Source organism: Pseudomonas sp. AU12215, from assembly GCF_001675465.2.
GTDB classification, from domain to species: domain Bacteria; phylum Pseudomonadota; class Gammaproteobacteria; order Pseudomonadales; family Pseudomonadaceae; genus Pseudomonas; species Pseudomonas nitroreducens.
The window spans coordinates 250,579-275,543 of sequence record NZ_MACM02000137.1; the positions used below are offsets into that span (position 1 = coordinate 250,579).

The following is a 24,965-nucleotide window of genomic DNA, read 5'->3' on the forward strand; positions in this document are numbered from 1 at the left end:
CGCCGCATGGCAGGGATGGTTTCAGCGAGGCGCGTCGACCACTTCCAGGGTGCTGGAGCCGGCAGTCGCATCGGCACCGAACCACTTCTTGTGCAGGTCGGCGATGAAACCGTCCTGCTTCATCGTGCTGATGATGTCGTTGAGCTGCGCGGAGGCCGGCCAGTTCTTCGCATGCATGATCGCGTAGCGCTCACCGGTAGGGATGTGCGCGACCACGGCATACTGCGGCTTGTCCTTGATGTAGTAGAGAACTGCGGGGATGTCGCTGATATAGCCGTCGATTCGACCAGAGGCGAGATCGAGCATGGCCGGTGACAGACCCTCGTAGCGCGATACATCGCCAAACTTGTACTGCGCGCTGTGCTGGCCGACCCACATGTCCCCCGTGGAACCTGTATCGACGCCGACGACTTTGCCGGGGAGGTCGTCCAGGCTCTTGATGGAGGAGGTCTTGAGCACCGACAGGGATTGGTCGCTGTCGTAGTACGGCTGGGCGAATCCAACCGACTCCAGGCGTTTGGGGGTGATGGTGATCGAGGAAATGGCCAGGTCCGCGCGTTGTGATTGAACGGCGCTGAAAAGGCCATTGAAGGGGATGTTGACGAACTCCACGGACTTGCCGGCGCGCTTCGCGGCTTCGCGTACGACGTCCACTTCGAAACCGACGATCTCACCCTTGGCATCCTGGAACTCCCAAGGCACGTTGCCGACGTTGGCGCCAACCGTCCAGTCAGCGGACCAGGCACAGGTGGCCCCGGTCGTGAAGGCTGCCGCCAGGGCGAAACTCGCTACACACTTTGCTTTCATTGCTGCTCCCCTCGTTCTTGTTTTGAAGAAGCCTGCGATCCCGTCTGAAGGAATCTGCAATCGAGGTTAAGCGTGTAAATCAAATAATTCAATAAGTAATTTTTCTGAATTAAATGGTTCCATGGTGGTGCGTTGTGCCTGTTTGCGGGGCAGCCGCCGCAAGCCTTCAGAGTCAGGCAGGACGTGCCCCGGAAGCCTCCCCCCATCGGGGCTGCACTTGAATGCAGCAGGGTTCTGCAAGCAGTCCGTGTGCCCGTGCGCTCTCACTTCAGGTGCGCGTCGAAGCCATTCGCCTGCGGGGCGATCTCATCGCGCAAGGTCAGCGCCGGGATTTCATAGTCGCCGCCATTCTGCCGGCGGAAGGGGATGGGAGCCGCGGTCTGGAGCGTGTCCAGGCGCTCGCCGAGCTCCTGTTCGATCTGTCTGTAGCGCTCGCCATCCACCCGGCTGGTGCGGTAGACCAGGTATGGCGGCAGCACGTCGAAGCCGGGGTAATACAGCATGCCGTGGTGGATCGGGAAGAGCAGGTCGTCGATCGGGCCGTTGATGCCGCGCGGGCTGTAGTGCGACTCCCAGCCGCCGGTAGTGACCACCAGCATGGCGCGTTTGCCGGCGAGGTTGCCTTCGCCATAGCGGTCGCCCCAGCGGGCGTCGGAGTGCTCGCCGACGCCGTAGGCGAAGCCATAGGCGTAGACCCGCTCGAACCAGCCCTTGAGGATTGCCGGCATGCTGAACCACCAGAGCGGGAACTGCAGGATCACGGTGTCGGCCCAGCGCAGCTTTTCCTGTTCGGCGGCGATATCGATGCTCTGCCGGCCAGCGGCGTAGGCGCGCTTGGAGTCCAGCGAGGGGTCGAAACGCGCTTCGGGATCGCGGTCGAGGCTGTCGCAAGCGTCGAGCGGGGCCTTCCAGTTCATCGCATACAGGTCCGAGACCTGCACGGCATGACCGGCCGCCTGCAGGTGGCGCACGGCGAAGTCTTTCAGTGAGCCATTGAGCGAACGTGGTTCGGGGTGGGCGTAGACGATCAGTACGTTCATGAATGCCTTCCTGTGAGTCATCCGGTGAGAGGGGATGGGCGCAGGATGCGGATTGCCGGGGTATAGTTGAAATGAATATCCGGAATCCCAGGTATATCAATGAATAATCTGCGCAGGCTCGATCTGAATCTGCTGGTGACCCTCGACGTGCTGCTGCGCGAGCACAACGTCACGCGCGCCGCCGAGCAGCTGAATTTTTCCCAGCCTTCGGTCAGCGTGCACCTGGCCAAGCTGCGCGACATCTTCGACGACCCGCTGCTCCTGCCCGGCCCCCGCGGCATGCGCCCGACGGCGCGGGCAGAATCCCTGCGCGAGCCCCTGCGCATTGCCCTGGAGGCCCTGGAGCAGGCGGTGGCGCCATCAGCACCCTTTGATCCGACCATGGCGGACAACACCTGGCGCATCGCCGCGACGGACTACGGCGAATCCACCATCCTGTTGCCGGCCCTGAGCGCCATTCGCGGCAGCGCACCAGGCACTCGCCTGGCCCTGCTGGAGCTGTCGCCGCCGCGCATCGCCCGGCAGGCGGAGCAGGGCGAGATCGACCTGGCGTTCCACACTACCGAGGGCAGCCCGCCGAACATGCGCCGGCGCACGTTGTTCAGCGAGCGCTACGTGCTGGCCGGGCGTGCCGGGCACCCGAGGTTGAAGCGCAAGCCGAGCCTGGCGCAGTTCTGCCAACTGGAGCATGTGATGGTGTCGCCCGATGGCGGCGGCTTCAGCGGCGTGACCGACGAAGTGCTGGCGGCGGTCGGCCTGAGCCGGCGCGTGGCCTTGTCGGTGCCGCATTTCCTCTTCGTCATCTCGGCGCTGGCCAGCAGCGACCTGGTGGCCATGGTGCCGGCGCGGCTGGTGCGCAATAACCCGGCGCTGCGCGTGGTGGAGGCGCCGGTGGAAGTGCCGGGATACGAGATGTCGATGCTCTGGGACGAACGCTCGCACCGCGACCCGGCGCACCGGTGGTTGCGGGAGCAGATTGCCGCGGCAGTCTGAGCGTCGATGGCGCTCCTACAACCTGGCACGGTGCCTCAGGTCACTGCCCAAACCGCGTCTGCAGCAGATAGCGCAGCGAAGCCTCCAGCGTTTGCCCATGACTCATGCCGTCGAAGGCGTGGAACCGCGCCTGCATGCTGGGCACTTTGCCCACGCTTTCTACCAGTTGCTGGGCGGCGCGCGGCGCGCTGGGGGTGATGTCCTCGCGTGGCTTGAAGGGCTCCTTGCCGCCGCGCATCAGCAGCAGCTGCGCAGAATGCCCGGCCATGCGTTGGGCAAAGCCTTCCTGCTCCTGGAGGATGGCGCCATCACCCCACCACAGCGAAGGACTGGCCGGTGCGTAGAAGCTGAACTGCTGCGGGCGCGTGAGCAGCGCGTGGAGTGTCAGCAGGCCGCCGTAGGAGTGGCCCCAGAGCGTCTGCTGCGAACGGTCGATGGGCGCCTGGGCGGCCACCGCCGGGAGCATGCGGTCGCGCATCAGGTCGAGAAAGGCATCGGCGCCGCCGCTGGGGTCGCCGGTGAGCGGGTCCTTCTGCTCGGCCAGTTGCGGGCGCGGCGGGGTGTAGTCGCGGGTGCGGCCGGCGCGGTCAATGCGCAGGGGCGTCTGGTAACCCACGGCAACCAGCAATGGCGCCTTGCCGTTGTTCAGGTCGTTGAGCAGCTTTTCGTCCAGTGCGCCGACGGCGGCGTTGCCATCGAGCATCCACACCACTGGATAACCAGCGGCCGGAGCAGGGTGGTTCGGCCGGGCAATCCACAGCTGGTAGTGACGCTGGCCATCGGCGGAATCGAGCTTCAGCTCGCTGAAGCGGTAGGCCAGGTCGCTGCGTTGCAGCAGGGTCGTGTCCATTTTCTGGTCGGGGGCAGGCGCGGCGTGCGCTGCCAGCCCCGGCACGGCGAATGCCAGTGCCAGGGCCAGGAGGCGAAATCTCATCAGGCTTTTCTCTAATCAAAACGACGCGGTGAGGCTGGTGTACAGCGTGCGGCCCGGTTCGTTGTAGGTGGCCGCGCCGGCGCCCTCGATGCCATTCACGCCCTGGGCGTTGCCCTCGCGGAACAGGCGCTTGTCGAAGACGTTGTCCACCCCGGCGGTGAAGCTCAGGTTCTTGGTGAACACGTAGGTGCCGCTCAGCCCAGCAATGGCGTAGGGCGAGAGCTGGTTGTTGGCGCTGCCGGTGACGCGGTCGCCGTGGTAGTCGTACTTCTTCGGCTTCTGCTTGCCGTACCAGGCGACGCTGGCTTGCAGCGACAGGGCGTCGGTGGCTTGCCAGTCGAGCATGGAGTTCAGGGTGTACTTCGGCGTCACCGAGAGCACGTCACCGGTTTCCTTGTTCTTCGACTGCAACATGTAGGTGAAGTTGTTGCTCCACTTCAGCTGCTCCATCAGCGGGATGGTCAGGGTGCCTTCCAGGCCTTCGACCAGCGCCTTGGGCACGTTTTCCCACTGGTAGATCGCCGCGTTGGCGTAGCTGCCGGTGCCGCCGCTGGCCTGATCGATGGGCGACAGGCCCGACTCGATCTTGTTCTTGTAGTCGTTACGGAAGTAGGTCAGGCCGGCGATCAGGCCGTCCTGGTTGAACTCGATGCCCAGCTCCTTGTTGACGCTGGTTTCCGCCTTGAGGTCCTCGTTGCCCTGCAGGTAGCAGCTGGTGCTCTGGCCGTAGCAGCCCTGGCCGCGGCTGTAGAGCAGGTAGTCGGAGTTGAGCTGGTACAGGTTCGGCGCCTTGTAGGCGCGGGCGATGCCGGCCTTCAGGGTAACGGCGTCGGTCAGCGCGTGGGACAGGTTCAGCGACGGGCTGAAGTTGTCGCCGACGATGTTGTGGTGGTCCCAGCGCAGGCCCGGAGTCAGCATGGTGCCGGGCAACAGTTCGATGTTGTCCTCGGTGAACAGCGAGAAGATCTGTGCCTGCGAGGTGGTGTCACGGTTGCTGCTGGCCAGGCCCGGCACCGAGCCGCCTTCGCTGGTGGTCTGGGTGTTGGCGCTGGGGTCGTCGAGCTTCTGCTGCACCCATTCGCTGCCCAGGGTCAGGGTCTGGTCGCGCCAGGCGTGCAGCGGCAGGTTCACTTCGCCGTGAGCGGTGAGGTCGCGCAGGGTGGCGGTGTAGAAATCGGTGTTGCTGAAGATACCCTCGGTGCCGCCGGCCAGGCCTTCATTGATGCGGCTGTTGCGGGTCTTCTCGTACTGCAGGTAGGCCATGGAGCTGCCGAAGTCCCACTCGCCGCGATGGGTGATCGAGTAGTTCTCGCGGTACATGCGGTTGGTCTCGTGACCGAGCATGGACTTCACGTTGGCGTTGCTGTTGGTGTTCTGGGTATCGCCGGTGTAGATGTTGCCCTGGCGGCTGAAACCGGCCTCGAAGTCGAGGGTCTGCTCGGGCGTCAGGTGCCAGCTGAGCAGGCCGTTGACGTCCTTGTTGCGCACGCCTTCGCGGCCGGCCGGCAGGGTGCCGACCTGGTTGCCGGTGCGGTTGGATTCGTGGCCGGCGTTGATGTCCCAGTCGTCCGAGTCGGTCTTGGCGACGTTGCCGTAGACGCGGTAGCTCAGGGTGTCGGTCAGCGGGCCGTTAAGGCCGAAGGTCATGCGCTGGGTGGCGCCTTCGTCCTTGTGCTGCGGGAAATTGCTGTAGACGGTGACGTCGCCGTGGGTTTCCTTGCCGGCCTGCTTGGTGATGATGTTCACCACGCCGCCCGCCGCGCCATTGCCGTAGCGCGCTGCCGCCGGGCCGCGCAGCACTTCGATGCGCTCCACCTGGTCGGCCGGCACCCAGTTGGTGTCACCGCGCGAGTCGCGCTCGCCGCGCCAGCCGTAGCGCACGGCATTGCGGCTGGCGACTGGCTTGCCGTCTACCAGGATCAGGGTGTTCTCCGGGCCCATGCCGCGGATGTCGATCTGGCGGTTGTTGCCGCGCTGGCCGCTGGTGGAGTTGCCGGTCAGGTTGACGCCCGGCATGGTGCGGATGATCTGCGACAGGTCGCTGGCCGGCGGGCGCTTCTTGATGTCCTCGGCGGTGATGATCGACACGCCCGGCATCTGCTTGGCTTCCTCCGCGGCGGTGGCGACGATGGTTTCGCTGTCGAACTCGACGACATCGGAATCGGCGCTGGCGGCCTGTACGGCGAAGGACAGCAGGCAGCTGGAAAGCAGCAGGAAGGGCGGAAGGAACTGCATCGGACGAGACGACATCGGTGATCTCCAGAGGAGGACGATTACTGAGAGATCACAAATGATAATGACTGCTATTTGCCAGTAAAGCGCATTAACTTTCTAAACACTTGCGATGGACTGTTGGCTCGGCGCTGCGGGCAGCAGCAGGTGCAGGCAGAGCCCGGCCTGGCCATTCTTCGCGCCGTTTTCGGCCCACAGGCGGCCGTCCGCTAGCTCGATACCGCGCCGGGCGATGGCCAGGCCAAGGCCGAAACCGCTGGACTCGGACGGCTGTAGCCGCTGGTAGGGCTGGAAGATGCGCTCAAGGTCAGGTTCGGCGACGCCGGGGCCATCGTCGCTGACACATAGATGCCAGAAACCGCCTTCGCGCCAGCCGTCCAGACGCACCTTGCCGTTGCGCGGGGAGTGGCGGATACCGTTGCGCAGCAGGTTCTCGATGGCCTGGGCGAAGCTGTTCAGGTGCACCTGCACCCTGCAGTCGGTGCCCAGCGAGCAGGGCAGACGTTCGACTTCCCAGCCACTTTCGAAGCAGGCGTCTTCGCGCAGCGCCTCCCACACCGACAGCACCAGCACCGGCTCACGTTCGAGCTGCGGGCGCTCGGTATCCATCCACGCCAGGTCGAGGGTGTCTTCCAGCAGGCGCTGCATATCGTTGATCTCACGGCCCAGCCGCTCGCGCAGATGCTCCGCCGGCAGGTCACTGTCATGGGCGATGCGCAGGCGCGCCAGCGGAGTGCGCAGCTCGTGGGACAGGGTGCGCAGCAGCAGTCGCTGCTGCGCAAGGCTGTGACGTAGCCGCTCGGCCATGTGATCGAAGGCCAGTGCCAGCTCGCCCAGCTCATCGCGGCGATTGGCCAGTGGCGTGCCGGGCATATCGCTGTCCAGATCGTCGGCGCGCAGGGCGTCAGCACGGGCGCGCAGGCGATTGAGCGGCAGCACCAGGTGGCGGTAGATCAGCAGGCCGAGGAGGGCGGCCAGCAGGGTCGGCACCACGCCGTGGCTGAACAGGTGCGTCCAGGGCGTCAGGCCGCCAGGTAGCAGCCGCTCGGGCAGTTGCATGACCAGCCGGCCGCGTTCGGGATGTGCGGGAAACTCGATGCTGACGTAGGGCAGCTCATCCTGCAGGCGTCGGCTCATCGGCCAGTCGAGCTTGCGCATGAACGTCAGGTGGCTGGATTCCGCCGCCGTCAGTGGCGTGGTGCCCAGGCTCTGCAGGTGGTCGCCGATCACCGCCACCCAGGTGTCTTCAGCGGCGGCCAACTCCCGGCGGAAGCGCTCGACACCTTCGGCGCCGTGCTGCTCGAAGACCATTTCCGCCTGCTCGGCATAGCGCGCGAGGTAGTCGCGATCGGCTTCGCCCAGGAAGTAGGTGCTGCGCTCCAGCGACAGGCCCCAGGTCCAGATCAGCCAGGTCAGCAGCAGGCAGAAGCCGACCTGCAGCGCGGCGATCTTCCATAGCAGGGGATGACGGCGCATCAGTGGCGTTCCGCGTCCACCAGGATGTAGCCCTGGCCGCGCACCGCCTGGATCTGCACCTGCAGCGCGCCGATGGCGGCCAGCTTGCGGCGCAGGTTGCAGACGTGCACGTCCAGCCCGCGATCGAGGCGCGTGTACGCGCGGTGCAGCACGCTCTGGTAGAGGAAACTCTTGCTCAGTGCCTCGCCGGCGTGGGCGTTCAGCGTGGCCAGCAGGCGATACTCGGAATGCGTCAGCCCTGCGTGCTCACCGTTGCGGGAAACGTCCTGCAGCTCATCGTCGAACTCCAGCGAACCCTGCGGGCGAGGCACCTCGCGGGCACGGTCCAGGTTGGCCCGGCGCAGCAGCGCATCGATGCGCGCGTCCAGTTCAGCCAGGCTGAAGGGCTTGGGCAGGTAGTCGTCGGCGCCACGGGTGAAGCCGGTGATGCGGTCCTGCTCCGCGCCCAGGGCGGACATCAGCATGACCGGCGTAGTGCGATGGCTGCGCAGGGTGTCGAGCAGGGAAAGACCATCGACGCCGGGTAGCATGATGTCCAGCACAATCAGGTCGAAGTCGTTCTGGTGAACGGCGACGAGGCCCTGGTCACCGTTGGCGCAGGTGGTGACGGCAAAACCGCGCTGACAGAAATGGCGTTCGAGGTCCAGGCGAAGACGGGAATCGTCCTCCACCAGCAGAAGCGAAGGGGACACGATAAACCTTGATGAAAGTTTCTTTGATGAGAATGTTTAGCATTTGCAAATATCTCATCTCTCCCGGTCACAAGGCAATGGCAATCTGCCGCGAGGCCCTCAGACCCAGCGTCGCACCCGACCGCAGAAAGCCTCGAACTCCGCGCCGAACAGCTCGCGCAACGCCCTTTCCTCGGGGCGGATCTGGAATCGGCCGATGTACAGCACGAAGGCTGCGACACCGAGCACCGCCAGTGCGGACCCAAGGAACACGCACCAGCCCAGCAGGATGATGGCGAAGCCCAGGTACATTGGGTTGCGGGTGTGCCGGTAGATGCCGGCGACCACCAGGGACGAGGCGCTCTCCGGTTTCAGCGGATTGACCGTGGTGCGTGCACGACGGAAAGACGCCACGCCAGCCAGACAGACCGCCGCCCCGGCCAGCACCACCAGCAGCGCCAGCCACAGGCGGCCACCCAGGGGCGCAATCGGGCGTACCGCCAGCCACATCAGCAGGCCGCTGATGATCGCCACCAGGGGCGGGGGAATGCGGTGTTCCAGCCAATCCATGCTCGGTCTCCGGGCCAGTGCGGCCAAATCCAGTGAGCTGCCAACACTAGCCCAGATTGCGTTCGCTGGCGCGCCTCAGCGCGGCCGACGCACCGCGCGGACCTTGCCGCTGTTGCCGCCGCCACAGTAGAAACGCTCGGCGCCGTCGGCTTCCAGGCCAGAAACGTGCACGCCCTCGGGCATGTCCAGCTGCTCCAGAACCTCGCCGGACTGCGGGTCAATGCGGCGTAGCTCGCTGTAGGTCGACTCCGGCTCCCAGGTGCCATGCCAGAGTTGTCCTTCGACCCAGGTCACGCCGGTGACGAAACGATTTGAATCAATCGTACGCAGGACTTCACCGGTTTCCGGGTCGATCTGGTGAATCTTCCTGGCGCGGTACTCGCCGACCCAGAGCGAACCCTCCGCCCAGGCCATGCCGGAGTCGCCGCCCTTGCCGGGTGCCGGAATGCTCGCCAGCACCTTGCCGCTGGCCGGGTCGATCTTCTGGATGATGCTTTCGCCGATCTGGTACAGGTAGGTGCCATCGAACGCAGTACCGGCATGGGCGGAGACTTCGATGGAGCGCTCCAGATGACCGCTCTTCGGGTCGAGGCACTGCAGGCGCTCGCCAACGGCGAACCAGACGTGCTGGCCGTCGAAGGTCAGTCCGTGGACGGTGCTGATGCCGGGGAAGGGACCGTATTCCTGTAGCACCTGCGCCGGAGATTGCTTGTAGTGGGTGGTCATGGTGTCGCCCTGCACATTGTGGGTTGGAGCCTTCAGCCTATTCAGGCACCGAAGGGCGCGGGGAGTAACAAGGTCGTCGCGAATCCCGGCGCAGGCGGCAGCGTCCAGCGCCGCGCCCGGCCCTGGCCCAACGCCTGTACCCGCCCGGTTCTGGCCAGTGTTTCGAGCGTGCGCTGAACGCTGCGCTGGCTGCTGCCGAGCGCCATGGCCAGGGCCGAACTGGACCAGGCCTCGCCATCGCTCAGCAACGCCAGTACGTCGGCGTGGGAGTCCTCCAGCGGCGGCGCGAGGACAATCAGGCGGGTGGTCTTTTCGGGATACAGCGCGAACCCGCGCGGCGTCGCCGCTATCCGTGCCAGAGGCTGCCGCGCCAGTGGCTGCAGCAGGCGGCGCAAGCGGCCCATCTCCACCCGCAGGCGCGCCCGGTGGGTTTCGTCCGGGTGGCGGGTGCGGAACACCCGGGCTATCAGGTCTGCGCGTGATACATCGCCAGGCCAGGCTTCGGCCAGCGCGCGGGCCAGGGCAAAGAGCACCGGCCGGCTGGCCAGCGCCACAGGGCCGAAGCGGCTGCGGCAGGCATCCACCACCAAAGCGTCCGAGCCCAGCAGACTTTCCACTTCCTCCAGCGACAACAGGCGATCCGCTTGCGGCGAGATCAGTCGTGCGGCCGGTGCATCGAGCAGTCGCCCGGCCTGTTCGACCTCGGCGCACAGCGCCGGTATTCCGGCTTCCCTGGCCGCCAGGGCCGCAGCCCGCAGCGCCGCGCGCGCTTCGCCGGCACGCACCCGGCGCACGGCAAGGCCCGAGACGATGAGCCAGTGCACAGCACGCAATGGTGCCGGGATGGCGCTTGGATCAAGCGCCGCCAGCCGGCCTTCTGCCTCGTCAAGATGGCCGACCAGCAGCGCTCGGCGAATCAGCACATATCGCGCCTGGGCCGCGTTTCCCTCGTCGCCGTGAGCCTCCAGAGTCTTCGCGGCGTTTTCCATCGGCTCGGCCGGCCAATTCAGTTCGCGGCTGGCCAGCGCCACTTCCGCCTCGGCAACCCGGCAGCGCGCTCGCTCCATCGGCTCATGGGCGCCAAACGCGCGGCCGGCACGGCGGAGCAGGGCTCGGGCGCGGGGATAGTCGTTCAGTTGCGCCATGGCAATGCCGCGCAGGGCGAGAGCCGGCGGGTCTTCGCGCAGTGCCACGCGGTTCAACGCGCCCAGCGGATCGCCCGCTGCCAAAGCGCGGGCAGCCGCGGTGATCAGCGAATCCATGGAAATCCCGCCACCTTTGTCACTCCCGTCGACGTCGGCCCGCTGCCTAGTCTAAGCCATGCCCACCGAACCGCCGCTGGCGGAGGAGAACTGCCATGACTGCCCATTCCATCGGCACCCGCGAAGAATGGCTGGCCGCACGCCTGGAGCTGCTGGCCGAGGAAAAGGCGCTGACCCGGCGCAGCGACGAGCTGGCCCGCAAGCGCCAGGCGCTGCCCTGGGTGCTGATCGACAAGGACTACCGCTTCGACACCGAACAGGGCCCGGCAAGCCTTCAGGAGCTGTTTGCCGGCCGCTCGCAGTTGCTGGTCTACCATTTCATGTTCGGTCCGGACTACCGCGCCGGCTGCCCGTCCTGCTCGAACATCGCCGACGGTTTCGACGGCTACGCCAGCCACCTGGCGAACCACGACGTCAGCCTGGTGGCGGTGTCCCGCGCACCGCTGGAAAGGCTGCTCGGGTATCGGCGACGCATGGGCTGGAGCTTCCCCTGGGCGTCATCCCACGGCAGCGGCTTCAACTACGACTTCAACGTATCCTTCACCGAAGCACAGCAGCGCGGCGGGGAAGTCGACTACAACTTCCGCCGCGAAGGCCCGGCCAAGGGGCCGGCACCGGCACCCGTCGTGGAAACCGCCGCCTGCTGCGGCACCGATGTGGCGACTTTTACCCTTGATCTGCCCGGCATGAGCAGCTTCGTTCGCGAAGGCGACCACATCTATCACTGCTACTCCACCTACGCCCGCGGCCTGGATGCCCTCTGGGGCCTGTTCCAGTGGCTCGACCGCGCGCCACGCGGGCGCAACGAGCAGGGCATGTGGTGGCGCCGGCACGATGAATACTGAGGCTCACACGGGCTTGCGATAAGCCGGCCGCAGCCTCGCTACCAACGCCGCCGTCAGGTCCAGCGCCGAGCACAGCAGGAAGTAGAGCAGGGCGACGAACAGGAAGACTTCCGTGGGATGCACCATCACCCGGTTGCTCACCTGGGTGGCGACGAAGGACAGCTCGCCCACGCCGATCACATAGGCCAGCGAAGTGTCCTTGATCAGCGAGACCCATTGGTTGAGAAAGGACGGCAGCATGATCGGCAGCGCCTGCGGCAGGATCACCAGGGTGAGCACCTGCCATGGGCGCAGGCCCAGCGCGCGGGCGGCGTCCCACTGGCCCTTGGGCAGGCTTTCGATACCCGCGTGCACCGAGTGCGCCAGATAGGCCCCGCCGATCAGCGACAGGGCGCAGACCACCGTGCCCAGTGCAGGCACGTCGATGTGCAGAACGATGGGCAGCAGGAAGTAGACCCAGAAGATCAGCATCAGCACCGGGATGGCGCGGAAGAAACCGAGGAACGCCACCAGCAGCAGGCGCGGTTTGCCACTCAGTACCGACAACGCGATGCCCAGTGCCAGGCCGATCACCGCTGAGGCAAGGCCGGAGGCCAGGGCAAGGATCACCGTGAGTGCCGCGCCGCCGAGCGGGCCGTCCGGGTAGGCGCCGATGAGGAAATAGGACAGGTTGTCCGAGATCACCGAGAAATCCATGTCAGGCCCCCTGGCGATAGCGGCGGGTCTGCTGGATCGCCTGGCCCAGCGCCTCGATCAGCGCGATGGCGCCGATGTACAGCAGGGTGGCGATGCCGAACGCCTGGAAGGTCTTGAAGGTCTGCGTCTCCACCTGTCGCGAGGCGTAGGACAGCTCCGCCAGGCCGATGGCCATGGCCAGCGAGGAGTTTTTCAGGGCGTTCATGTACTGGCCCATCAGCGGGGGCAGTGCAGTGCGCAGCGCCTGCGGCAGGATCACCCAGCGCCAAACCTGTATCGGGCGAAGGCCCAGCGCCATGCCGGCTTCACGCTGTTGTGCACTGACCGAGGCAATACCGGCGCGGAACTCCTCGGCAATGAACGCCGTGGTGTAGAGCGTCAGCCCCCACGCGGCGGCGAGAAACTCGAACGACGGCCATGCGAGCCAGCCCAGCTCGTGGGGTGAGTTGAGCCAGAACACCAGCTCCTCCGGGAGCAGGGCGGGCACGCCGAAATACCAAAAGAACAGCTGCACCAGCAGCGGCGTGTTGCGCAACAGCGCGAGATAAGCCCGCGCCGGCCACGACAGCCAGCGCGATTTCGCCTGCCGGGCAATGGCCAGCGGCGCGCCGAGCAGGGTGGCAAGTACGCAGCAGAACAGGGAGATAGCAAGGGTGAGCAGAAAGCCGTCGAGCAACCAGCGCAGGTAGGTCGGGGCGAGCAGTTCGCCGAACATGTCACGAATCCATCAGTGGAAGAAACGGACACGCCCCGGCGAGCCGGGGCGTGGGGTGGTGCGGAAGGTCGGCGCGGATCAGCTCTTGTCGCCGATCTTGTAAAGGCGCGCCAGGGGCGTCTTGGTGGTCGGGCCGAACCAGGTGTCGTAGATGGTCTGGGCTTTACCATCAGCCTCCAGTTCGGTGAGGCTCTGGTTGACGAACTCGGTCAGGGTTTTCTCTCCCTTGGGGATGCCCACACCAATCAGGTCATTGGAGATGGTGAAGGGCGGGACTTCGTACTTGTCCTTGTCCGGCACGTTGGCCAGCAGGCCGATCAGCTTGGGGCCGTCCTGGGTGATGGCCTGGACCTGGCCGTTGCGCAGGGCGGTGAAGGCGAACGGTGTGTCGTCGTAGGCGATGACCTTGGCGCCGGGGAATTTCTCCCGCAAAACGCCTTCGTTCACTGTGCCCTTGTCGACGCCGACGCGCCATTTGTTCAGGTCTTCCGGCGATTTCAGGCTGCCCTTGCGCACGATGAACTGCTGCCCGGAGGAGAAATAGGGGATGCTGAAATCCACCTGCTCGGCGCGCTCGGGGGTGATGGTGAAGTTGGCCAGCACCAGGTCGACCTTGTTCGCGGTCAGCAGCGGAATACGGTTGGCGGGGTTGGTCGGCAGTACCTGCAGCTTGACGCCGAGCTTGTCGGCCAGTGCCTTGGCGTAATCCACGTCGAGGCCTTCGATCTGCTTGCTTCTGGCGTCGACGAAGCCGAACGGCGGGTTGCTGTCGAAGGCGGCTACGCGAAGCACTCCGGCCTTCTTGATGTCTTCCAGGCGGTCGGCGTGAGCCAGCCCCGAGAGGACGGCCAGGGCGAGGGCGGTAACGGCAGTGAGTTTCTTCATGAACATCCAGCTCCTTGTCGGGCCACGCTCGTTTGACGGGGTCCCGGGGTGATCGAGAGCGGGCGCTCGAGGGTGGGAGAAGCCCGCTGTAGAGCGGCGAGGGTCGCCCGCCGGCGAAGCCGAGTGTGGCAGTGCGGCGGGGCTGCGGAGAAGGAATGAATTGGTCTATCTAATAACTGGAAGAAATATAAAGTAACCGATTAGATAACCATTTACATGAATCTCGCATGTGCGTAGGAGCGGAATTGCACCTGTAGGAGCGAGCTTGCTCGCGAACGGCCAAGCGCCCGACTCGCCGGGAACTTCGTTCGCGAGCAAGCTCGCTCCTACAAAGGGCGGAAGCTGTCAGGGCCTCCAGCGTGCGGCACTGACGTCGACGGTGCGGGGCAGGATGCGCTCGGCGAGGAACAGGTCGGCGGTGCGCTGCTGTGCGGCAATGTCTGCATCCTCCAGCGGACGGATAGGCGAGGGCGGGCGATGCTTGAAGGTTTCCGCGATCACGTCCGGAGAGAGGCCGGTGACGCGCGCCATGATCGCTACGCTGCCGGTTTCGTCGCTACGGGTCAGGGCTTCGGCCTGGTTGAGGCTGTCCATTACCTGGCGGATGAACTCGGGATTCGCTCCAGCGTACTCACGGCTGGACAGGTAGAACGGCCCGCTCAATCCCAGAGCACGCCGGCCGAGGCGTTCTTGCCGAACAGCGTGCCCTGTGGGCCGCGCAGCACTTCGATGCGCTCGACGTCAAGCAGGTCCAGGGTCGCCTGGCCGGGCCGGCCGAGCGCTACGCCGTCGATCACCGTCGACACGCTCGGCTCGACGCCGGGGGAGGTGGAAATGGTGCCCACGCCACGCACGAACAGCGAGGTGTCCTTGTTCGAGGCGCCGGTGCGGAAATTCAGGGTCGGCACCTGTTGGACGATGCTCGACACGTTGTTGCGGTTGTCGCGCTCCAGCTGTTCGCCGTCGATCACCGAGACCGCGACGGGGACCTTCTGCAGCGACTCTTCGCGACGGGTCGCGGTGACGGTCACTGCCTTGAGCGTCGGCGCCGAGTCGGCGGACTGGGTGTCGCTGCTCGTGGTTTCGGCTGCCTGCACGCTGCAGGCCAGCGCGCCGATCACACTGGCGATGCCCAGGGCCAGCGCGCTGCGTCGGCCGGTGAATTGCGGACGGCCGAGCGTCCCCCATTGTTGCGATTGCATAGCCACTCCTTCGTGCCCTGGTCCGCCCTCGTTTCTCATTTCGGGGCGCTTTTCTCTACGGGACTGTCACGAGCGCTCGCTCGTGCGAGTGGCTGGAATCGTTGCGGACAGTTTGTATTGTTAGCGCTAACATTGGCGAGTATCCTGAATCACTAGATAGATCGTCAAATAATTAAAAATTACGTTTATATTCCTGACTTAAAGAAACAGGAGCGCCGAATTGGCCAACCAGATACCGCGCAAACGCCGTGGGGCAGGGCGCGTGACGCTCACCGCCGTGGCGGAGCTGGCGAGGGTTTCCGCCATCAGCGTGTCGCGCTACTTCAACCAGCCGGCGCAGCTGTCGGATGACCTGCGCGAGCGCATCGCCGCGGCAGTGGGGGAGCTGGGTTACGTGCCCAACCAGGTTGCCGGCGGGCTGGCCTCGGCGCGGGGCAGGGTAGTGGGGATGGTGGTGCCGAACATTTCCGGGCCGATCTTCGCCGACACCATCCAGGCCTTCAGCGACACCCTGGCCGCGCACGGTTACCAACTGCTGCTGGCGTCCAGCTACTTCTCCGAAGACAGGGAGGAAAACGCCGTACGCGCCTTTCTCGGCTGGAACCCGGCGGCGCTGGTGCTGACCAGCCATTTCCATACGCCGGCCACCGAAAAGCTCATTGCAGCGGCGGACATGCCAGTGGTGGAGGTGTGGGATTACCAGGCTGGGCGCGCGCCGATCCAGGTCGGTTTTTCCCATTACCAGGTCGGCGTGGATGCCGTGCACTACCTGCACGGCAAGGGCTACCGGCGAATCGCCTTCGTGCAGAACAGCGCGCCAGGAGACTTCAGCGCCCTGGACCGCCGCGACGGCTATGCCGATTCCTTGCGCGAAATGGGTGGCGAGCCCTGGATGTTCGTACCCACCGAGAGCGCGCCTTTCGAGGCTGGGCGGCAGGCCATGGAAGCATTGATGGCACGAGGGTCGCAACGTCCCGAGGCGATCGTCTTCGCCAACGACAATCTCGCTGCCGGTGGCCTGCTCGCGGGGCAGCGCGCAGGGCTGAAGATTCCTGATGAGTGCGCGGTGCTGGGGTTCGGTGACTATCCCTTCGCGCCGATGCTGCTGCCCAACCTGTCCACCATCAAGCCGCCAGCCCGCGAGATCGGCGAGATCGCAGCGCTGCGCGTGCTGCAGTCCATCGGTGTGGTGCCACTGGATGGCGAGGTGGAACGCCTGAACCTGCTCGGCTGCCGGGTGCTGGAGCGCGAAAGCGCCTGAGCCCTTCAGCCTGTCCATCCACTGCAGGAGCGAGCCGGCTCGTGAACGAGTATCCCGGCGGCTCCGCGCTTGAACGGTTCGCGAGCAAGCTCTAACGCGCCTACTTGGCCAACAGGTCGATCACTTCCTGGTCACTGAGCGGGTGGAAGTCCCGGTAGTGATCACCCATTGCGCGGAACGGTGACGGCGTGTCCAGGCAGATCAGGGTATCCACCTCGTCACGCAGCTTCTGCACGGTTTCCGCCGGGCCCACCGGAACGGCGAGCACCACCTTGTGCGGGTGCTGCGCACGCAGGCACTTGAGCGCGGCGCGCACACTGCTGCCAGTCGCCAGGCCGTCATCGACGACGATCAGGTCGCGATCCTCGAGTTGCGCTGGCGCCTTCGCGCCGCGGTACAGCAAACGGCGCCGCTCCAGTTCGCGGATCTGCTCCAGCACCTGCTGTTCAAACCATTCCGGCGGCGGATCAAGCTGCTCGAGCATCTGTTCGTCCACCACCCAGTTTGGCTCGGGGCCGTCGACAATGGCGCCCAGGGCGTACTCCTCGTTGCCGGGTGCGCCGATCTTGCGCACCAGCAGTACATCCAGCGGCGCGCCCAGCGCTCGGGCGACCTCCTTGGCGACGGGCACGCCACCGCGGGGCAGAGCGAGGATCAGCGGGTTTTCCAGCGGCATGTCGCGCAGGACCATCGCCAGCGCCACGCCGGCATGGCGACGGTTGGTCTATCGAACTGAGGGCATCTGAACCTCCTTTCGCGAATCACAGCAGCCTGGCCCGTGCCCGGCGCCATTTGCGGGTGCGTTTGCCGGTCCGGGCCAGACGGACCTCGCTGCGACTGCGAGCCGCCGGAAATCGATGGCGCCTGGCAGATTCGTACCGACTGAGCCTGCAAGGGGCTGCCGTGAATTGTGAGCGGCAGTCCCATCGAAGGTTCAGGAATTGCGCGCGGACGGCCCTATCGGGAGCGTCTGCCACACACCTTGAACGACTGCCAGTATTGCGACTCCCAGTATCAGGTCCATGCCGAAACGGTACCGATCCCGCTCTTTGCCGGAGCTGTGCCTATAGTTGCTCCTGCGAGTTTCGTCCGCCACCAGCCAACCGAGGAGAGATCGCCATGCACGCGTACCTGATCCGCTACCGCCGCAACGGCCAACCCATGAGCACTGTGCTGGTGCAGGAGAGCCTGAGCCGCCAGCAGGCGCAACAATTCGTCCGCGCACTGCATGGGCCGATCGGGCGCGATTCGCGCTCCGATATCCAGGTCAGCGAGGTGCTCTGCACTCAGTGACCGGGGTCCCGCCGCACCGATGGCGGCCAGCGAAAACGGCGCCCGTCCCTGGGCGCCATTTTCGTTGAAGAGAGCAGGGTGGATTCATCGTGCCGGCGAGCGCCGGAGACCACCCTCTGCCAGTCAGTGATCAGCGCGGCTGCGCTGGCCTCCCTTGCGACCCGCCTCGGATGCACGCGCCGGGTCATTCTTGAAATTGCCGCCGCTATGCTGGCCGCCTTTCCTGCCGGCCTCGGATGCCCGCTGGGGGTCTTCCGCAAAGTTGCCTTTACCACCTCTGTGTTCGGCCATGGGGAACTACTCCGTGGGAAGTGAATGGGCGAATGCGGTGCATTCACTTCATCCGAAACAAATCGATCAGCGGTGTTCGACTGATTTTAAGAACGATCAGGCATGAATCGGGCGGCCGCTCGTTATATGGGGGAGCACGGCCGAGCGGAGTTCGCCTGCTGGCACACCGCTCACACCACGCGTTTGCGAAGCCGGGCGATGAGCTTCTGCCGCTGTTCGGCGTCCGCCTCCCAGACCTTGCCATCGAGGGCGTGGCAGATCAGCCAGATTTCTTCGTTGTTGAGCATGACCGCACCGCCGCCGGATTCCGCGCGGCGCTTGCGGTAGGCGGCCTGCTTTTCGGCGTTGGTCATGGCGCCTTCCCTGCGGGGGCGGCCTCTGCTCGGGGCTTCGAAAGCGTCGCGAGTGGCTCTGTCCTTGGCGTCTTTCATGCGGGCCTCGTCAGGGGGTTGGTAACGCGTTACCGTATTGATCCGCCTTTCATGGTAACGCGTTACCAATAATAGCCGAGCTCGCAAGCCGCGCCAATCGTCGGCCGAGGCGACGCACTGGGTCAAATGGAGCTATTCCTCACAGGCGCACAGGGCCAAGGGAGGCTGACGTGGAACGACTGCGGAAGGTGCTAATGGCCTCGGCTTTCAACGAGACCTGCGTTGTCCAGGTGCTGCGCGAGGCCGCGCTCAAGGCCGGCACTGCCGATACAGCATCGGCGCTGATGGCCGCGGCGCAGTTGCTGGAACACGACGCGGAAACCCTGCTTCACGCCGCCCACCGGATCGATCTCGTGCTGCACCATGCGTCCGGCGAGGGAGGCACCATTTCATGGGTGGTCATGGACTGATCCAGCTCGAACGATCGATTTGAACCGCCGCTACGGTCGCCCGGTCAGTGCTTGGGAGAGAGCCAGAATCCGGAGGCACCATGCAGGACGAATCCCTGACCAGGCGTTATCACGTCTGCTTTGTGCGAGACGGGCGGGAATTCGAGTTCGAAGCCGAGGACGAGTCCATGAGCGAAGCGCGGGCATGGAGCCACGTGGCGCGCCATCTGCATATCCCGATCCACGATCTGCGCGGCTACCAGAAGCGCTACCACACCATCCGCCGCAATGTGGAAGCCCACAACGTGCAGGACGTTACCTACCGTGTTGCCAGGGCGGGAGACTAGGCCGCCGCCTCAGGTCCGCGCCGAGACCAGGCGGACGTCGCAGATGGTAATGCCGCGGGCGCCCAGCCAGGACTCGACCTCGGCGGAGGAGTGCAGCGGGCGGGGCTGCTCGGGGAATTCACGAACATAGATGGAGAAGGCGATCGCCTTGATATGGGGAATGCTCCGCGCGCGCATGAGCAGGTGGCGGTCCTTGCCGTTGAGTTGATACTCGATCAGCCATTGCATGGTCGTGCGGCTTCCCTGGCAGGGTCGATCTGTGGAATGGCTGACAAGAGTAGCCCCTGATCGCTCAGGGGCAATACTGGTCATCGGACCGACACTTGAGCTGACCGATCAGGCGGCAGCGTCCTTGGCCTCCTCGCGCCCGGCGCGTACGTCGAAGGCGCCCCCGGTGAGCACGCCATCCACCGTTACACGCCCCTTGCCAGGCAGCAGCGGGAATACCAGCTCGGCAAAACGGTAGGCTTCCTCCAGGTGCGGGTAGCCCGACAGCACGAAGCTGTCGACTCCCAGCGCGGCATATTCCAGCAGGCGTGCCGCGACGGTTTGCGGGTCGCCTACCAGTGCGGTGCCGGCACCGCCTCGGACCAGGCCGACGCCGGCCCAGAGGTTTGGCGCAACCTCCAGCTTGTTGCGGTCGCCACCATGCAGCGCGGCCATGCGCTGCTGGCCGACCGAATCCATCTTCGCGTAGTTCGACTGCGCGGCCGCGATGGTGGCGTCATCCAGGTGACTGATCAGTTCGTCGGCGGCGGCCCAGGCCTTCTCGTTGGTTTCCCGCACGATCACATGCAAGCGCACGCCGAATCTCACCGTGCGCCCCAGGCGTGCTGCCCGTTCGCGCACGTCGGCAATCTTCTCGGCCACGGCGGCGGGTGGCTCGCCCCAGGTCAGGTAGGCATCCACATGCCTGGCGGCCAGTTCATGGGCGGCAGGGGAGGAGCCGCCGAAGTACAGGGGCGGGTAGGGCTTCTGCACGGGAGGGAAGAAGTTCTGCGCACCCTTTACCTTCAGGTGCCGGCCTTCGAAGTCCACCGTCTCGCCCGACAGCAGGCGACGCCAGATGGTGAGGAATTCATCCGAGGCGGCGTAGCGTTCGTCGTGGCCGAGGAAAACGCCATCCGCCTCCAACTCAGTGCTGTCTCCGCCAGGGACGACGTTGAGCAGCAGCCGACCGCCACTGGCCTGGTCCAGGGAGGCGGCCTGGCGCGCGGAGGCTGTCGGGTTGCCCAGCGAGGTGCGCAGCGCCACCAGCAGCTTGATCCGCTGCGTGACCGGCACCAGGCTGGCCGCAGTGACCCAGGGGTCCAGGCAACTGCTGCCCGTGGGAATCAACAGACCGTCGTAACCGAGTTGGTCGGCGGCGACCGCGATCTGCCGCATGTACTCGTTGGTCGCCGGGCGGCCGCTGCCGGAATGACCCAGGTAGCGGGTGTCGCCGGAAGTCGGCAGGAACCAGAAAATATCCAGACTCATAGGGGTGTCCTCGTTGCCATCATCGAAGTAGGGCGTCGCCCTGTCGGTGCACGCGTGGCAAGTCTTCATTGGAATGCGACCCGGCAGCCGGCACGGTTGGTGCGCTCGATTCGGGCAGGAAGGTACGAGGGCGGCTGCGCTGCGGTCCTGCGGGGCAGCAAGGCTTGTGCCAGCGCTGCGCCCCGCGGATTCCGGGGGATTCGCCGCCGGGTAGGTGTTGCTGCGGCAGCAGTACTGTTGATCGACTGTTGCTGTGCCAGCACTTGGTGCTGCGAAAAAGGCATTAGGTTATGCCTTCCGGCGATTTGTCCTCGGAGGCGCGACCGATCAGGATAGGCATTCGTGATCGAAGCCTCTGAATACCAAGGAACACAGCAAGCGATGAACGACGCCAATCGACTGAACGAGAATGGCCCGGTGAACTGGCAACTGGCGCAGATCGTCGAGGACCTGCGCGGAGCCCGTAACGAGTGGCGATCCCGCACTGGGCGACATCCGGAACAGGGCGGTCGTGAACTGCCTTCGCGGCACTCCATCGAGGAAGTGGTCGAACGCCTGGCGAGCGCATTGTTTCCCATGCGCCTCGGCCCGAACGACCTGCGCGAGGAAAGCGAAGACTTCTTTGTCGGCCATACGTTGGACGCGGCCCTCAATGCACTGTTGGTGCAGGCCCGCCTGGAACTGCGCTACAGCGCGCGGCAGCGCGGTGACGTAGTAGATGGTCGGATCGACGAGCATGCCGTGCTGCTGGTACGCGACTTCGCCCGTGCGCTCCCGGAAATGCGCAAATTGCTGGATGCCGACGTGCTCGCCGCCTATCAGGGCGACCCTGCCGCGCGCAGCGTCGACGAGGTTCTGCTGTGCTACCCGGGCGTCGTCGCGATTATCCACCACCGCCTTGCGCATCACCTGTACAACGCCGGCTTGCCATTGCTGGCCCGGATCATCTCGGAGCTGGCGCACTCGGCCACCGGCATCGACATCCATCCCGGCGCGCAGATCGGCAGCAGTTTCTTCATCGACCATGGCACCGGCGTGGTAATCGGAGAAACCGCGATCATCGGCAAACAGGTGCGCATCTACCAGGCGGTAACCCTGGGTGCGAAGCGCTTCACCGCTGACGAAAGCGGCCAGTTGCACAAGGGCGAACCACGCCACCCGATCGTCGAAGACGAAGTGGTCATCTACGCCGGCGCCACCATCCTGGGGCGCGTCACCATCGGCAAGGGCTCGACCATCGGCGGCAACGTCTGGCTGACTCGCAGCGTGCCGCCAGGCAGCCAGGTGAGCCAAGCCAGCCTGCAGCACGACGAGAGTCGCTGCGGCAAGGATTGATGCGATGGAAACGGGGCGGGGGAGTTGACAGCTCCCTCGCTCCTTCAGCAGTATCTGCCAGACATTTAGCGCAACGGCATTTCCATGCTTCCCACTCACGATCATTCGCTTTCCGCTTCGGGCTTCCTTGCCCAGGCTGGCGCGTGCGTCGTCGTTGCGAAGAAATCGAAGAAACAGTCGCTCATTTGACCGGGGCGCTGTCCCGTCAGATGGGCTGACAGGACACAAGGCGCAAGGTCGAACCTCCCTCCCGCTTGATTTCCGCACCCTCCCTGACGGCGACCCGACGGTCAGCCAACAGGAGTTTTTTGCATGTCGAGTTTTCGTGGAGTCTGGGTGGCACTGGCCACGCCTTTTCGTGGCGGCGCCGTCGATTTTCCGGCCCTGCAGCGTCTGGTAGCGAAGCTGCTGGAGGAGGGCGTCAGCGGTTTCGTCGTCTGCGGCACCACCGGCGAGGCGGCCGCCTTGAGCCACTCGGAGCAGCTGGAAATCCTCGACGCGGTACTGCAATGGGTACCGTCGCGGCAGGTGGTCATGGGGTTGGCAGGCAACAATCAGCCTGAGCTCCTGGCCTGCCTGGAGGACATCCAGCGCCGCCCGGTGGCTGCTGTACTGGTGCCGGCGCCGTACTACATTCGTCCGTCGCAGGCCGGCCTGGAATCCTTCTTCCACACCATCGCCGACGCAGCCAGCGTGCCCGTTGTGCTCTACGACATTCCGTACCGCACCGGTGTGCGCATCGAGCGCGAAACGCTGCGCCGCATCGTCCGCCATCCCAACATTGCCGCGATCAAGGACTGCGGCGGTGACCCGGAAACCACCATGGCGCTGATCGCCGACGGACACGTCGACGTGCTCACAGGCGAGGACCTGCAGATATTCTCCAACCTGTGCCTGGGCGGTGCCGGCGCGATCTCGGCGTCGGCCCATGTGGGTGCCGAGCTCTACATGCAGATGTTCCGGCAGATGGAGGAAGGAAATGTCATCGCTGCCCGAGCCATTTTCTACCGCTTGCTGCCCTGGATGCAGGCCGCTTTCGCTGAGCCCAATCCGTCAGCCGTCAAGGGCGCGCTGGCACTGCAAGGATTGATTGCCAACGAGGTGCGCGAGCCGACGCAGGCGTGCACGCCGGCGACGCTGGAAAGGCTGCGCGGGGTTTTGGCGGCGCTGGCTGGATAGGCTCTGCAAAAGGACAGGTAACGCGTTACCAGAATGAGCAAGGAGATTCGGTAACGCGTTACTGACGACTGGCAAGACGAAGTCGGCTGCAGTGGAATGGGTGGCGCCTGACTCGTGCGGCATGATCCGGAGGCGGCTTTAATACTCGCATCAGACTTTCGCTGCCTGAGCGTCTGCTCGAATGATTTGCAAACCCTGAACGGATACCTGTGCATTGAAAATCAGATGCGGCTTGGCAAGAGGCAGCATGAGCATCGACATCAGTGACACGCGAAGCGCAGGAACAAGAGAATCGAGTCGCATCGGCGTGAACCGACATGGATTGAGCCGGAATCGAAAGAAAGGCAGCAGAACTGTCCAGGCGGGGGATTTTGCGGATTGAAATTCGTGACACTCGAGCCCGGTAGCGCCATAGGTAACTTCGCATAATGTATATTATGTTAAATTCGATATGTGGATACTCGCAGTACTCCAGGCGTTCTCTCTGTCTGCTCAATCAGAACGCCAACCCCACTCTTAGGCTGACCACGGTATCGGCTGCCATGTCTTCACAACGGTTCATGGCGTTGACCCAGGTCTGAGCAGACTTGAGGTGATCTGCCGAAGCGCCGCTCCGCCATCTATTGACTCACTCAACAAATGACGACGACAGCCAAGGGCTGAAGGCGACTCACCGGCTTCAAGAACTGCCCGGCCCACGCGGATCCTCTTCCTCATGCTCGGCCACCCTCTGTGGCGAACCGTCCTGCACATTCTCCTCACCGATCTCCTCGTAGGTCTTGCGCAGCTTCTGCAATTCCTCGCTGCCCATGTCGTCCAACCCCATCAGCACGCGGTGGGCGTGGTGGGTGGTACGCAGCAACTCGTCGATCTTGATGTGCAGCGCGTCGGTGTCTCGGTTCTGGGTGCTCTGGATAAGGAAGACCATGAGGAAGGTGATGATGGTGGTCGAGGTATTGATGACCAGCTGCCACGTATCGTTGAAGTGAAAGAACGGCCCGCTGAGTGCCCAGGCCACCAGCAGCACGCAGGCCAGGGCGAAGGTCAGTGGGCGGCCGGCCCATTGCGAAAGGGCCTGGGCAAAGCGTGAAAAGCCCGCCCCGCCCTTCTTCCCTGCTGCTGGTTGCGTGGGGTCGTGCGAAGGGGGAACTGCTTTCCGTTGACCCGCCGCTGAGGGGGCGCCCCGCTGGGGCTGAGAGTGGGCAGGCAAATCACCGCGCGATCCTGGTCCGATCATGGCATGCACTCCGCTGAAGTGGGGCCTGGCCGGGTAGAGACGTGGCAGCCTGGGGAGTTCAGAAATCTGCTCTGAGCCCGCACTGCCAGTGGTGTAGCGATCGGTCTTGAAGCTCTGCGTTGCCATTGTTCCCGGCCGATGCGAAACACCGCGCATCGGCCAGGCGACAAACGTCAGAAACGCGGGTCGTCGGTGGGTTTGGTGCCGTAATAGTCGTGGATCTGCTGGCTCCAGGTCGGATCCTGCATGTCCGGCCAGTCGTGTTTATCGAACCCTGGCGCACTGGACAGGCGTTCCTTGTCGACGTCCAGAACGAAGCGCTTGTTGACGGTGTCCAGGCGCAGCGCGCTCCAGGGCACCGCAAAGAGTTTCTCGCCCATGCCGAGGAACCCGCCGTAGGACAGCACCGCATAGGCGACACGGCCACTCTGCGTATCCAGCATGATCTCCTTGATGCCGCCCAGGTCTTCGTCGCGGGTGTTGTAGACATCGTTGCCGATCAGGGTGTCGGCGCCCATCAGGCGCGGGCCCGGCCCACGACTGGAGTCGGCCTCGACGGCGACGGGGCGATTCTTGTACATGCCATAGGTATCGCGATCTTCGTAGTTCATGGAGTGCTCCTGGCCATTGGCCACGGAAGGCTGGAGCAGCTTCGCACCGGGGCGGTCG

27 protein-coding genes and 2 pseudogenes are annotated in these 24,965 nt (G+C 64.8%); 8 read left to right on the forward strand and 21 right to left on the reverse strand.

The genetic code is table 11. The features are described 5' to 3' along the window. Nucleotides 1-21 precede the first annotated feature (21 nt). Together A9513_RS18935 and A9513_RS18940 are read right to left on the reverse strand one after the other, a co-directional pair. A complete protein-coding gene (locus A9513_RS18935) occupies nt 22-807 on the reverse strand; it encodes a transporter substrate-binding domain-containing protein (protein ID WP_065085264.1) in 786 nt (261 codons plus the stop codon). Nucleotides 808-1,070: 263 nt separating this feature from the next. Then, complete coding sequence (locus tag A9513_RS18940) at nt 1,071-1,847, reverse strand: NAD(P)H-dependent oxidoreductase (RefSeq protein WP_065085265.1); 777 nt, start codon at nt 1,845-1,847, stop codon at nt 1,071-1,073. A 99-nt stretch (nt 1,848-1,946) separates the two neighbouring features. On the opposite strand from A9513_RS18940, the gene A9513_RS18945 reads away from it, so the two are divergent. Then, complete coding sequence (locus tag A9513_RS18945; protein WP_065085266.1) at nt 1,947-2,840, forward strand: LysR family transcriptional regulator; 894 nt, start codon at nt 1,947-1,949, stop codon at nt 2,838-2,840. 40 nt (nt 2,841-2,880) lie between these two features. On the opposite strand, the gene A9513_RS18950 is transcribed toward A9513_RS18945, so the two are convergent. The 7 genes from A9513_RS18950 to A9513_RS18980 all read right to left on the reverse strand — a co-directional run bounded on the left by A9513_RS18950 (nt 2,881) and on the right by A9513_RS18980 (nt 10,711). Beyond that, a complete protein-coding gene (locus tag A9513_RS18950; protein ID WP_065085267.1) occupies nt 2,881-3,774 on the reverse strand; it encodes an alpha/beta hydrolase in 894 nt (297 codons plus the stop codon). A 15-nt stretch (nt 3,775-3,789) separates the two neighbouring features. Then, nucleotides 3,790-6,024: a TonB-dependent siderophore receptor gene (locus A9513_RS18955; RefSeq protein ID WP_065085268.1), complete on the reverse strand. Its 2,235-nt coding sequence runs from the start codon at nt 6,022-6,024 to the stop codon at nt 3,790-3,792. Between the two features lie 81 nt (nt 6,025-6,105). After that, nucleotides 6,106-7,482, reverse strand: coding sequence for a sensor histidine kinase (locus A9513_RS18960; protein WP_065085269.1), 1,377 nt, complete (start codon nt 7,480-7,482; stop codon nt 6,106-6,108). Next, nucleotides 7,482-8,174, reverse strand: coding sequence for a response regulator transcription factor (locus A9513_RS18965; protein ID WP_065085270.1), 693 nt, complete (start codon nt 8,172-8,174; stop codon nt 7,482-7,484). The genes A9513_RS18960 and A9513_RS18965 overlap by 1 nt, the downstream gene beginning before the upstream one ends. 99 nt (nt 8,175-8,273) lie before the next feature. Further along, a complete protein-coding gene (locus A9513_RS18970) occupies nt 8,274-8,723 on the reverse strand; it encodes an isoprenylcysteine carboxylmethyltransferase family protein (protein WP_024766496.1) in 450 nt (149 codons plus the stop codon). Nucleotides 8,724-8,798: 75 nt separating this feature from the next. Further along, nucleotides 8,799-9,449 (reverse strand): PQQ-binding-like beta-propeller repeat protein, encoded by a 651-nt coding sequence (locus tag A9513_RS18975; RefSeq protein ID WP_037007571.1) that lies wholly within the window; start codon nt 9,447-9,449, stop codon nt 8,799-8,801. 41 nt (nt 9,450-9,490) lie between these two features. Next, nucleotides 9,491-10,711 (reverse strand): hypothetical protein, encoded by a 1,221-nt coding sequence (locus A9513_RS18980; RefSeq protein WP_038803659.1) that lies wholly within the window; start codon nt 10,709-10,711, stop codon nt 9,491-9,493. 95 nt (nt 10,712-10,806) lie between these two features. On the opposite strand from A9513_RS18980, the gene A9513_RS18985 reads away from it, so the two are divergent. After that, on the forward strand, nt 10,807-11,556 hold the full coding sequence (locus A9513_RS18985) for a thioredoxin family protein (RefSeq protein WP_024767203.1): 750 nt from the start codon (nt 10,807-10,809) through the stop codon (nt 11,554-11,556). Between the two features lie 3 nt (nt 11,557-11,559). Here A9513_RS18985 and A9513_RS18990 read toward each other — a convergent pair whose 3' ends face one another. The 5 genes and pseudogenes from A9513_RS18990 to A9513_RS19010 all read right to left on the reverse strand — a co-directional run. Continuing rightward, on the reverse strand, nt 11,560-12,252 hold the full coding sequence (locus A9513_RS18990; RefSeq protein WP_038803658.1) for an amino acid ABC transporter permease: 693 nt from the start codon (nt 12,250-12,252) through the stop codon (nt 11,560-11,562). Between the two features lies 1 nt (nt 12,253). Continuing rightward, the gene (locus A9513_RS18995; protein WP_024767202.1) at nt 12,254-12,967 is read right to left on the reverse strand and encodes an amino acid ABC transporter permease; all 714 of its coding nucleotides are present in this window, start codon (nt 12,965-12,967) and stop codon (nt 12,254-12,256) included. 78 nt (nt 12,968-13,045) lie between these two features. Further along, a complete protein-coding gene (locus tag A9513_RS19000; protein ID WP_024767201.1) occupies nt 13,046-13,852 on the reverse strand; it encodes an ABC transporter substrate-binding protein in 807 nt (268 codons plus the stop codon). Nucleotides 13,853-14,197: 345 nt separating this feature from the next. After that, nucleotides 14,198-14,515, reverse strand: a complete 318-nt coding sequence (locus tag A9513_RS19005) for a hypothetical protein (protein ID WP_038803657.1) — start codon at nt 14,513-14,515, stop codon at nt 14,198-14,200. Nucleotides 14,516-14,520: 5 nt separating this feature from the next. Next, nucleotides 14,521-15,054, reverse strand: a pseudogene (locus tag A9513_RS19010) (TonB-dependent receptor plug domain-containing protein); the annotation flags it as partial. A gap of 220 nt (nt 15,055-15,274) precedes the next feature. Here A9513_RS19010 and A9513_RS19015 point away from each other — a divergent pair. Then, nucleotides 15,275-16,315 carry a LacI family DNA-binding transcriptional regulator gene (locus A9513_RS19015; RefSeq protein ID WP_065085273.1) on the forward strand — a complete coding sequence of 347 codons (1,041 nt, stop codon included), beginning with the start codon at nt 15,275-15,277 and terminating at the stop codon, nt 16,313-16,315. Nucleotides 16,316-16,415: 100 nt separating this feature from the next. On the opposite strand, the gene A9513_RS19020 is transcribed toward A9513_RS19015, so the two are convergent. Beyond that, on the reverse strand, nt 16,416-17,006 hold the full coding sequence (locus tag A9513_RS19020; RefSeq protein WP_065085274.1) for a phosphoribosyltransferase: 591 nt from the start codon (nt 17,004-17,006) through the stop codon (nt 16,416-16,418). A gap of 428 nt (nt 17,007-17,434) precedes the next feature. On the opposite strand from A9513_RS19020, the gene A9513_RS35655 reads away from it, so the two are divergent. After that, nucleotides 17,435-17,608 carry a hypothetical protein gene (locus tag A9513_RS35655; protein ID WP_099051252.1) on the forward strand — a complete coding sequence of 58 codons (174 nt, stop codon included), beginning with the start codon at nt 17,435-17,437 and terminating at the stop codon, nt 17,606-17,608. Nucleotides 17,609-17,731: 123 nt separating this feature from the next. Here A9513_RS35655 and A9513_RS35090 read toward each other — a convergent pair whose 3' ends face one another. Together A9513_RS35090 and A9513_RS19025 are read right to left on the reverse strand one after the other, a co-directional pair. Beyond that, nucleotides 17,732-17,899: a general stress protein gene (locus A9513_RS35090; RefSeq protein ID WP_081754103.1), complete on the reverse strand. Its 168-nt coding sequence runs from the start codon at nt 17,897-17,899 to the stop codon at nt 17,732-17,734. 170 nt (nt 17,900-18,069) lie between these two features. Further along, nucleotides 18,070-18,252 (reverse strand): hypothetical protein, encoded by a 183-nt coding sequence (locus tag A9513_RS19025; RefSeq protein ID WP_065085275.1) that lies wholly within the window; start codon nt 18,250-18,252, stop codon nt 18,070-18,072. A gap of 248 nt (nt 18,253-18,500) precedes the next feature. Here A9513_RS19025 and A9513_RS19030 point away from each other — a divergent pair, with 248 nt between their 5' ends. Both A9513_RS19030 and A9513_RS19035 read left to right on the forward strand, forming a co-directional pair. After that, nucleotides 18,501-18,740 (forward strand): hypothetical protein, encoded by a 240-nt coding sequence (locus A9513_RS19030; protein WP_141678459.1) that lies wholly within the window; start codon nt 18,501-18,503, stop codon nt 18,738-18,740. Between the two features lie 80 nt (nt 18,741-18,820). Next, complete coding sequence (locus A9513_RS19035; RefSeq protein ID WP_024767195.1) at nt 18,821-19,066, forward strand: hypothetical protein; 246 nt, start codon at nt 18,821-18,823, stop codon at nt 19,064-19,066. A gap of 9 nt (nt 19,067-19,075) precedes the next feature. Here the strand turns inward: A9513_RS19035 and A9513_RS19040 are convergent, their stop codons facing one another. Both A9513_RS19040 and ssuD read right to left on the reverse strand, forming a co-directional pair. Further along, complete coding sequence (locus A9513_RS19040) at nt 19,076-19,294, reverse strand: hypothetical protein (protein ID WP_065085276.1); 219 nt, start codon at nt 19,292-19,294, stop codon at nt 19,076-19,078. A gap of 108 nt (nt 19,295-19,402) precedes the next feature. Next, entirely contained in the window at nt 19,403-20,545 is a 1,143-nt protein-coding gene (gene ssuD, locus A9513_RS19045; protein WP_024767193.1) for an FMNH2-dependent alkanesulfonate monooxygenase, read from the reverse strand. A 381-nt stretch (nt 20,546-20,926) separates the two neighbouring features. On the opposite strand from ssuD, the gene epsC reads away from it, so the two are divergent. Then, the gene (gene epsC / locus A9513_RS19050; protein WP_089285771.1) at nt 20,927-21,880 is read left to right on the forward strand and encodes a serine O-acetyltransferase EpsC; all 954 of its coding nucleotides are present in this window, start codon (nt 20,927-20,929) and stop codon (nt 21,878-21,880) included. Nucleotides 21,881-22,192: 312 nt separating this feature from the next. Then, entirely contained in the window at nt 22,193-23,059 is an 867-nt protein-coding gene (gene dapA / locus A9513_RS19055; protein ID WP_065085277.1) for a 4-hydroxy-tetrahydrodipicolinate synthase, read from the forward strand. Nucleotides 23,060-23,738: 679 nt separating this feature from the next. Here dapA and A9513_RS19060 read toward each other — a convergent pair. Both A9513_RS19060 and A9513_RS19065 read right to left on the reverse strand, forming a co-directional pair. After that, nucleotides 23,739-24,152, reverse strand: a pseudogene (locus A9513_RS19060) (low affinity iron permease family protein); the annotation flags it as partial. 317 nt (nt 24,153-24,469) lie between these two features. Next, the gene (locus A9513_RS19065; protein ID WP_065085278.1) at nt 24,470-24,907 is read right to left on the reverse strand and encodes a PRC-barrel domain-containing protein; all 438 of its coding nucleotides are present in this window, start codon (nt 24,905-24,907) and stop codon (nt 24,470-24,472) included. Nucleotides 24,908-24,965: the final 58 nt, after the last annotated feature.

Coding starts and splice junctions, on each gene's coding strand:
- A9513_RS18980 (WP_038803659.1), bottom strand. CDS start 10,711: ATGGATTCGCTGATCACCGCGGCTGCCCGCGCTTTGGCAGCGGGCGAT.
- dapA (WP_065085277.1), top strand. CDS start 22,193: ATGTCGAGTTTTCGTGGAGTCTGGGTGGCACTGGCCACGCCTTTTCGT.
- A9513_RS19025 (WP_065085275.1), bottom strand. CDS start 18,252: ATGACCAACGCCGAAAAGCAGGCCGCCTACCGCAAGCGCCGCGCGGAA.
- A9513_RS18960 (WP_065085269.1), bottom strand. CDS start 7,482: ATGCGCCGTCATCCCCTGCTATGGAAGATCGCCGCGCTGCAGGTCGGC.
- A9513_RS18990 (WP_038803658.1), bottom strand. CDS start 12,252: ATGGATTTCTCGGTGATCTCGGACAACCTGTCCTATTTCCTCATCGGC.
- A9513_RS18935 (WP_065085264.1), bottom strand. CDS start 807: ATGAAAGCAAAGTGTGTAGCGAGTTTCGCCCTGGCGGCAGCCTTCACG.
- A9513_RS19035 (WP_024767195.1), top strand. CDS start 18,821: ATGCAGGACGAATCCCTGACCAGGCGTTATCACGTCTGCTTTGTGCGA.
- A9513_RS18995 (WP_024767202.1), bottom strand. CDS start 12,967: ATGTTCGGCGAACTGCTCGCCCCGACCTACCTGCGCTGGTTGCTCGAC.
- A9513_RS18985 (WP_024767203.1), top strand. CDS start 10,807: ATGACTGCCCATTCCATCGGCACCCGCGAAGAATGGCTGGCCGCACGC.
- A9513_RS19020 (WP_065085274.1), bottom strand. CDS start 17,006: ATGGTCCTGCGCGACATGCCGCTGGAAAACCCGCTGATCCTCGCTCTG.
- A9513_RS19040 (WP_065085276.1), bottom strand. CDS start 19,294: ATGCAATGGCTGATCGAGTATCAACTCAACGGCAAGGACCGCCACCTG.
- A9513_RS18950 (WP_065085267.1), bottom strand. CDS start 3,774: ATGAGATTTCGCCTCCTGGCCCTGGCACTGGCATTCGCCGTGCCGGGG.
- A9513_RS18945 (WP_065085266.1), top strand. CDS start 1,947: ATGAATAATCTGCGCAGGCTCGATCTGAATCTGCTGGTGACCCTCGAC.
- A9513_RS35655 (WP_099051252.1), top strand. CDS start 17,435: ATGCACGCGTACCTGATCCGCTACCGCCGCAACGGCCAACCCATGAGC.
- ssuD (WP_024767193.1), bottom strand. CDS start 20,545: ATGAGTCTGGATATTTTCTGGTTCCTGCCGACTTCCGGCGACACCCGC.
- A9513_RS35090 (WP_081754103.1), bottom strand. CDS start 17,899: ATGGCCGAACACAGAGGTGGTAAAGGCAACTTTGCGGAAGACCCCCAG.
- A9513_RS19065 (WP_065085278.1), bottom strand. CDS start 24,907: ATGAACTACGAAGATCGCGATACCTATGGCATGTACAAGAATCGCCCC.
- A9513_RS18940 (WP_065085265.1), bottom strand. CDS start 1,847: ATGAACGTACTGATCGTCTACGCCCACCCCGAACCACGTTCGCTCAAT.
- A9513_RS18970 (WP_024766496.1), bottom strand. CDS start 8,723: ATGGATTGGCTGGAACACCGCATTCCCCCGCCCCTGGTGGCGATCATC.
- A9513_RS18955 (WP_065085268.1), bottom strand. CDS start 6,024: ATGTCGTCTCGTCCGATGCAGTTCCTTCCGCCCTTCCTGCTGCTTTCC.
- A9513_RS19000 (WP_024767201.1), bottom strand. CDS start 13,852: ATGAAGAAACTCACTGCCGTTACCGCCCTCGCCCTGGCCGTCCTCTCG.
- epsC (WP_089285771.1), top strand. CDS start 20,927: ATGAACGACGCCAATCGACTGAACGAGAATGGCCCGGTGAACTGGCAA.
- A9513_RS18975 (WP_037007571.1), bottom strand. CDS start 9,449: ATGACCACCCACTACAAGCAATCTCCGGCGCAGGTGCTACAGGAATAC.